Source organism: Geofilum rubicundum JCM 15548 (genome assembly GCF_000974365.1).
Lineage (GTDB): Bacteria > Bacteroidota > Bacteroidia > Bacteroidales > Marinilabiliaceae > Geofilum > Geofilum rubicundum.
In genome coordinates, this window is the sequence record NZ_BAZW01000104.1 from 1 (window position 1) to 5,343 (window position 5,343).

The window sequence follows — 5,343 nt, forward strand, 5'->3', positions numbered from 1 at the left end:
CGTAGGAGCTGAAAACAGCATTTTTAGCTCCTGGCGATTCAATACAACCGGTAATTTGGTGTCTTGCTTTAATGAAGGCAAAGCAATGGCCTTTTTGTTCATGCCCAAAAGGCGGTAGTAATACCTAAGACCGTAAACCATGTGTTTGAAGCTGCTGCGCGAAGGCGCATTGGGGTCGCGTGCCAGAGCTACCAGATACTCGTTGATTTCATCTTCGATGACGTGTTCTGGCAATTTCTCAAAATGAATGACAAACAGGGCAATGCGCCTGATGTAATTGTTTAGGGTACTCTGGCTCTGGCCACGAAGAACCACCTGATGCTCCAGCTTCAAGGCTCTGTCCTTAAATTCCGGAACCAGAACCATGGCGCGCTCAACAATAGTTAAGCTTGTTTTCTTTCTCATAACTGTATTATTTTAAAGTGAATAATACAGTTATAACGACTTGTGACTAGAAAGATTTATGCTATTTTTGAAAGGAGCTATCCCGGAGGGATTTAGTTCAACATCATGTATAAAATATTGGGGGTTTATGTGTGTATAGGCAACTCCACTCCCCGTAGTAAGTTTCTTATCGGCAGAAAATAACGAAGCTCGCAAGCCCCCAACAATTTCATACATGTGGGCGTTGTATGCAAGTGTAAAAAGACAAAACTCGATGCTTTGAAATAAAAGATTAATTAATAGAAAGAAAAATTTATTGATTTGGTGCTTCGTAAAAAGGTCAGTGCATATTGAGGGTAATTTATTTTGTTTTTTCTCTCCCCCGCAAAGACAAAAGAAACCCAACCGCACAAAACAACACATTTGCAAACCGCTGCAAGCCAGCCCTGCAATCCAAAGTTTGCAAAAGAGTTGTTTTTTTGCCTGCGCTACATTAGCTTAATCATTGTACATTTACATTTATGAAAGGCAAAACAGATAAAAAATTAGAACAAAAGAATATCAAACCAACCGCTATGCGCCAATTGGTTTACGAGATTTTGGAAAAACAAAAGAAAGCATTAAGCCTTTACGAAATAGAACAGCAGTTTGACAATGTTGAACGCTCAACGATATTCCGCACGCTCAAAACGTTTCAGGACAACTACCTTATTCACAGCATTGACGATGGTACGGGAGCGGTAAAATATGCCTTGTGCGATGATGATTGTACCTGCAAACCCGATGACCTTCATATTCATTTTTTATGCAATAAATGCGGTCAAACTCACTGTATGAAAGACATGCCAGTTCCAAAGATGGATTTAGCAGAAGGCTTCTCGTTTGAAAATGCCAATTTTGTGGTAAAAGGAATTTGCCCTAATTGCCGATAAAACTTTGCAATACTGTTGCACTTACTCATTCAGTAGTTTTGTTACATAATTTTTAAAAATTATGCTATGAAACAAACATTCACTATTCTATTACTTCTTTTTTCAACAGGTTTATTATTCGCACAAAACAAAATAACTTTTGAGGTAAAAGAAGAATCTGGCGAATCCTTAATTGGAGCAAGTGTAATTATTGAAGGAACGACGACAGGTACAATTACAAATAATGAGGGTTTTGCAAGATTGGAGAATTTACCCAATGGCGAAATAGAGTTTGTAATTTCTTTTGTCGGCTTTGAAGAAAAGGAAATTACTCTATCTTTTCCAGAGGACAACAACAAAACGATTGAAGTTGAGCTGGAAGAAGGAGAAGAACTTGAAGAAGTTGTAATTGCAGCAACAAGGTCTTCCCGAACAATTCAGGATATTCCAACAAGAATTGAAGCAATTACAGGCGAAGAATTAGGCGAAAAAGCAGCTATGAACTCAACAAATATTGGCATGCTTTTAAGAGAAACCACAGGTGTGCATATGCAGCAAACCTCACTTAGTTCTGGAAATATGAGTATTCGCATTCAGGGTTTGGATGGTCGATACACACAAATATTAAAAGATGGAATGCCACTTTATGGTGGTTTCGCCGGTGGGTTATCTATTATGCAAATACCACCGCTTGACTTAAAGCAAGTTGAGCTAATTAAAGGGAGTAATTCTACTTTGTACGGTGGTGGAGCAATTGCAGGTTTGGTAAACCTTGTAACCATACGACCAGAAGAGGAAGCAAAGCTTGATGTTATGCTAAATCAAACAAGTGCTTTGGGTACAACTGGCAATTTGTTTTATGCGCAGAAATACGGAAAAGTTGGTCTTTCAGTTTATGGCTCAGCTAATAATCAAATTGCATTCGACCCCGACGAAGATGGTTTTTCAAATATGCCCAAAGCGCAAACTTTTAGTCTAAATCCAAAATTCTACTACTACTTCAATCCTAACACTGAATTAAGTTTAGGGTTAAACACTACCATCGATAATAGAACGGGTGGAGACATGGAAGTGATAAAGGGAAACACAAGTACTGAACATATTTTTTCCGAAGAAAATAAATCGGAACGTTATGCTACGCAATTAAGTTTTCGGAATACAACCGATGACAGAACATTCTCTTTTAAAAATAGTGTTTCCTATTTTGACAGAAAACTAAGTATTCCAGACTACCGATTCAGTGGAAATCAATTATCCAGTTTTACCGAAGCCATATACAATTTGCATAAAAACGATAATGCAGAATGGCAATTGGGATTAAACCATTATCTCGAACAGTTTACAGAGACAGACGCTGACTCATATTCTGCAAGAGATTATACACATAACACCTTTGGTGGCTTTATTCAAAACACTACCGATTTTAGTAAAAAACTTGGGTTAGAAACTGGCTTACGAACCGACTACAATGCTGACTATGGGACATTTGTGCTGCCACGTTTTTCATTGTTATTTAAACCTAACAATAAATTAAGTTCACGACTTGGCGGTGCTATGGGTTACAAGCTTCCTACAATTTTCACCGAGGATGCTGAGAGAATTTATTATCGGGATATTCAACCATTATCAAAAGACCTGGTAGATGCAGAAACTTCAATAGGAGGAAATTTCGATATAAATTACAAAACCGCATTGGGCGATGAAATGACTTTCTCAATCAACCAACTCTTCTTTTTGACTCAGCTAAAAAATGCATTGGTTTTACGGGAAGACGAAACAATGGGCATGGCTTATTTTGAAAGCGCTGATGGTAACATTTTAAGTTCAGGCTTTGAAACCAATATAAAACTAACATACGACGATTTTAAACTCTATTTAAACTACGCCTTTGTTAATACTGAATTACAATACGATAATATCAATAACCAGAAACCACTTACACCAAAGCACAATGCGGGTGCAGTATTATTCTATGAAATTGAAGAAAAATGGTCTGCTGGATATGAGGTTTATTACACTGGGAAACAGTTCGATAATTTAAACAATCAAAAAACAGATTATTGGACAATGGGAATAATGATTATGCGACATTGGGAACGTTTATCTTTATTCGTGAATTTCGAGAACTTTACAAACGTTATGCAATCTGATTTTGAACCTTTGGTTTTGCCGCCAACAAATAATCCTACTTTCCCTGATATTTGGGCACCGGCTGATGGATTTGTATTTAATGGAGGAATAAAACTTAGATTATCAGGCGACAATGATTAAATCAGAATACCACATATCGAAAATGGATTGTCCATCCGAAGAAAACATGATTCGTATGAAGTTGGATGGAATAGAGGTTATCAGGAAATTGGAATTCGATATTGAAAATCGCAATCTTACTGTTTTTCATTCTCGGGAAGATGAAGAAATATTATCGCGTCTGGAATCATTAAACTTTGGAGCAAAACATACATATTCAAGTTCTATTGATGAAAAGGAAGTAACAATAGAAAGTTCCGATGTACAATCAAAACTGTTATGGACGATACTCATAATTAATTTTGGATTTTTCATAATTGAAATGACTACAGGACTTATTTCAAAGTCAATGGGTTTGGTGGCAGATTCTTTAGACATGTTAGCTGATTCTTTTGTATATGGATTAAGTCTTTGGGCAGTTGGTTCAACAGTTCTGAGAAAAAAGAAAGTTGCACGTTGGAGTGGTTTTTTTCAATTATCCTTAGCCTTTTTAGGTATTATAGAAGTGGTAAGACGATTTATAGGTTCTGAAGAAATGCCAGACTACAGAATTATGATTGGAGTTTCAGTTTTAGCATTAACTGCCAATGCCATCTGTTTGTACCTACTCCAGAAATCGAAAAGTAAAGAAGCACACATGAAAGCCAGTATGATTTTTACTTCCAACGATGTAATAATAAATTCAGGAGTTATTTTAGCTGGTGTATTGGTGTTGCTGACCCAATCAAAATATCCTGATTTGATTGTTGGTTCTATTGTATTTTTGATTGTATCTCAGGGTGCATTTAGAATATTGAAACTTGGGAAATGATAGCCATCCCTTTTTGTAAGCACATTGTCAAGTCGCACGAGCCACTCTAAACCTAAACTTGCCAAAGAGCTTACAACGCCAACCCTAATTACCGCCTTTAAGGGCGGTTTGGGGATTTACCCACCCACAAAAACAAAATAAATTTGTACTCCGAATCAACGTCTGTGCAGATTGATAAGAAAACTGTTAAATTTGTTAAAACTTGAGACGTATTGACTTTGAAGGATAAACACCAGCATACAATATATAGGAGTCTGAGCGGTCGGCACGACCCAGCGATGACTCTCGGTTGAACTACAACCCGTTAGGACTACAGTCTTCTTTTATGGACTTTAAGTCGGTTTTTGATGTTTTTGGCAAGGCCACCCATGGTACCGTCTTCCCGTTTTTAAGCATTTGAACTTAAGGAATGGCTAGTCGTAGTGGCTCAGAAGTTGAAAATCTGTTCCTTTTTGGCTGAAAGCCTACCGTATAGGCAATACGATGCCGAACCTCATGTGAATGAAGTTTGTCATCGGGGTCTTTTTTAGGTTACTGCAACTTCGCAAAAAGCATAGAAGGAAGATGTCCTGCGGGTGATCGAATCCTGGGCAGGGTTTTAATGACAATCAGACGTCCCTCTTTGCAATGCGGACATTTGGTTAGGTCAAATCCTGTCAACCTTAAAATGCGCTCTGAGGCCGTTTCATCGTTTTGGTCAGCTACCATCTGTTCGATATCAGGCTTTTCATCTGGCACAAATTGCAAATCCAGATGAAGCTTTGTTGAGTGATGATAAATGCCGAATCGTCGAATACGCACATATCCATCGGGCATTATATGCATAGAGAATCTACGCAGAAACTCTTCACCGGTCAGTGGTACCGGTTTCTTTTGTGCCCGGTCCCGGTAGTCTTTTGCAACGAACGTGACGTGTGTTGAGTCAACGTTCAAGATCCTCTGGTTGCTGATGGCAATGCGATGGGTGTATTGCCCCAGATACCTGAT

5 protein-coding genes are annotated in these 5,343 nt (G+C 38.1%); 3 read left to right on the forward strand and 2 right to left on the reverse strand.

Features of this window, described 5'->3' with window-relative positions:
- Positions 1-405 (reverse strand): phage integrase N-terminal SAM-like domain-containing protein (locus JCM15548_RS19780; RefSeq protein ID WP_173427675.1); only part of this gene is annotated, 405 nt, incomplete at its 3' end.
- A gap of 500 nt (positions 406-905) precedes the next feature.
- On the opposite strand from JCM15548_RS19780, the gene JCM15548_RS19790 reads away from it, so the two are divergent.
- The 3 genes from JCM15548_RS19790 (at position 906) to JCM15548_RS19800 (ending at position 4,356) form a co-directional block, all read left to right on the forward strand.
- Positions 906-1,316 carry a Fur family transcriptional regulator gene (locus JCM15548_RS19790; protein WP_062128875.1) on the forward strand — a complete coding sequence of 137 codons (411 nt, stop codon included), beginning with the start codon at positions 906-908 and terminating at the stop codon, positions 1,314-1,316.
- 66 nt (positions 1,317-1,382) lie between these two features.
- Complete coding sequence (locus JCM15548_RS19795) at positions 1,383-3,566, forward strand: TonB-dependent receptor (protein WP_062128877.1); 2,184 nt, start codon at positions 1,383-1,385, stop codon at positions 3,564-3,566.
- 55 nt (positions 3,567-3,621) lie between these two features.
- Positions 3,622-4,356: a cation efflux transmembrane domain-containing protein gene (locus tag JCM15548_RS19800; protein ID WP_439645467.1), complete on the forward strand. Its 735-nt coding sequence runs from the start codon at positions 3,622-3,624 to the stop codon at positions 4,354-4,356.
- Positions 4,357-4,887: 531 nt separating this feature from the next.
- On the opposite strand, the gene JCM15548_RS19805 is transcribed toward JCM15548_RS19800, so the two are convergent.
- The coding region (locus JCM15548_RS19805) for a transposase (RefSeq protein ID WP_173427676.1) at positions 4,888-5,343 on the reverse strand (456 nt) is incomplete at its 5' end.

Coding starts and splice junctions, on each gene's coding strand:
- JCM15548_RS19790 (WP_062128875.1), top strand. CDS start 906: ATGAAAGGCAAAACAGATAAAAAATTAGAACAAAAGAATATCAAACCA.
- JCM15548_RS19795 (WP_062128877.1), top strand. CDS start 1,383: ATGAAACAAACATTCACTATTCTATTACTTCTTTTTTCAACAGGTTTA.
- JCM15548_RS19800 (WP_439645467.1), top strand. CDS start 3,622: ATGAAGTTGGATGGAATAGAGGTTATCAGGAAATTGGAATTCGATATT.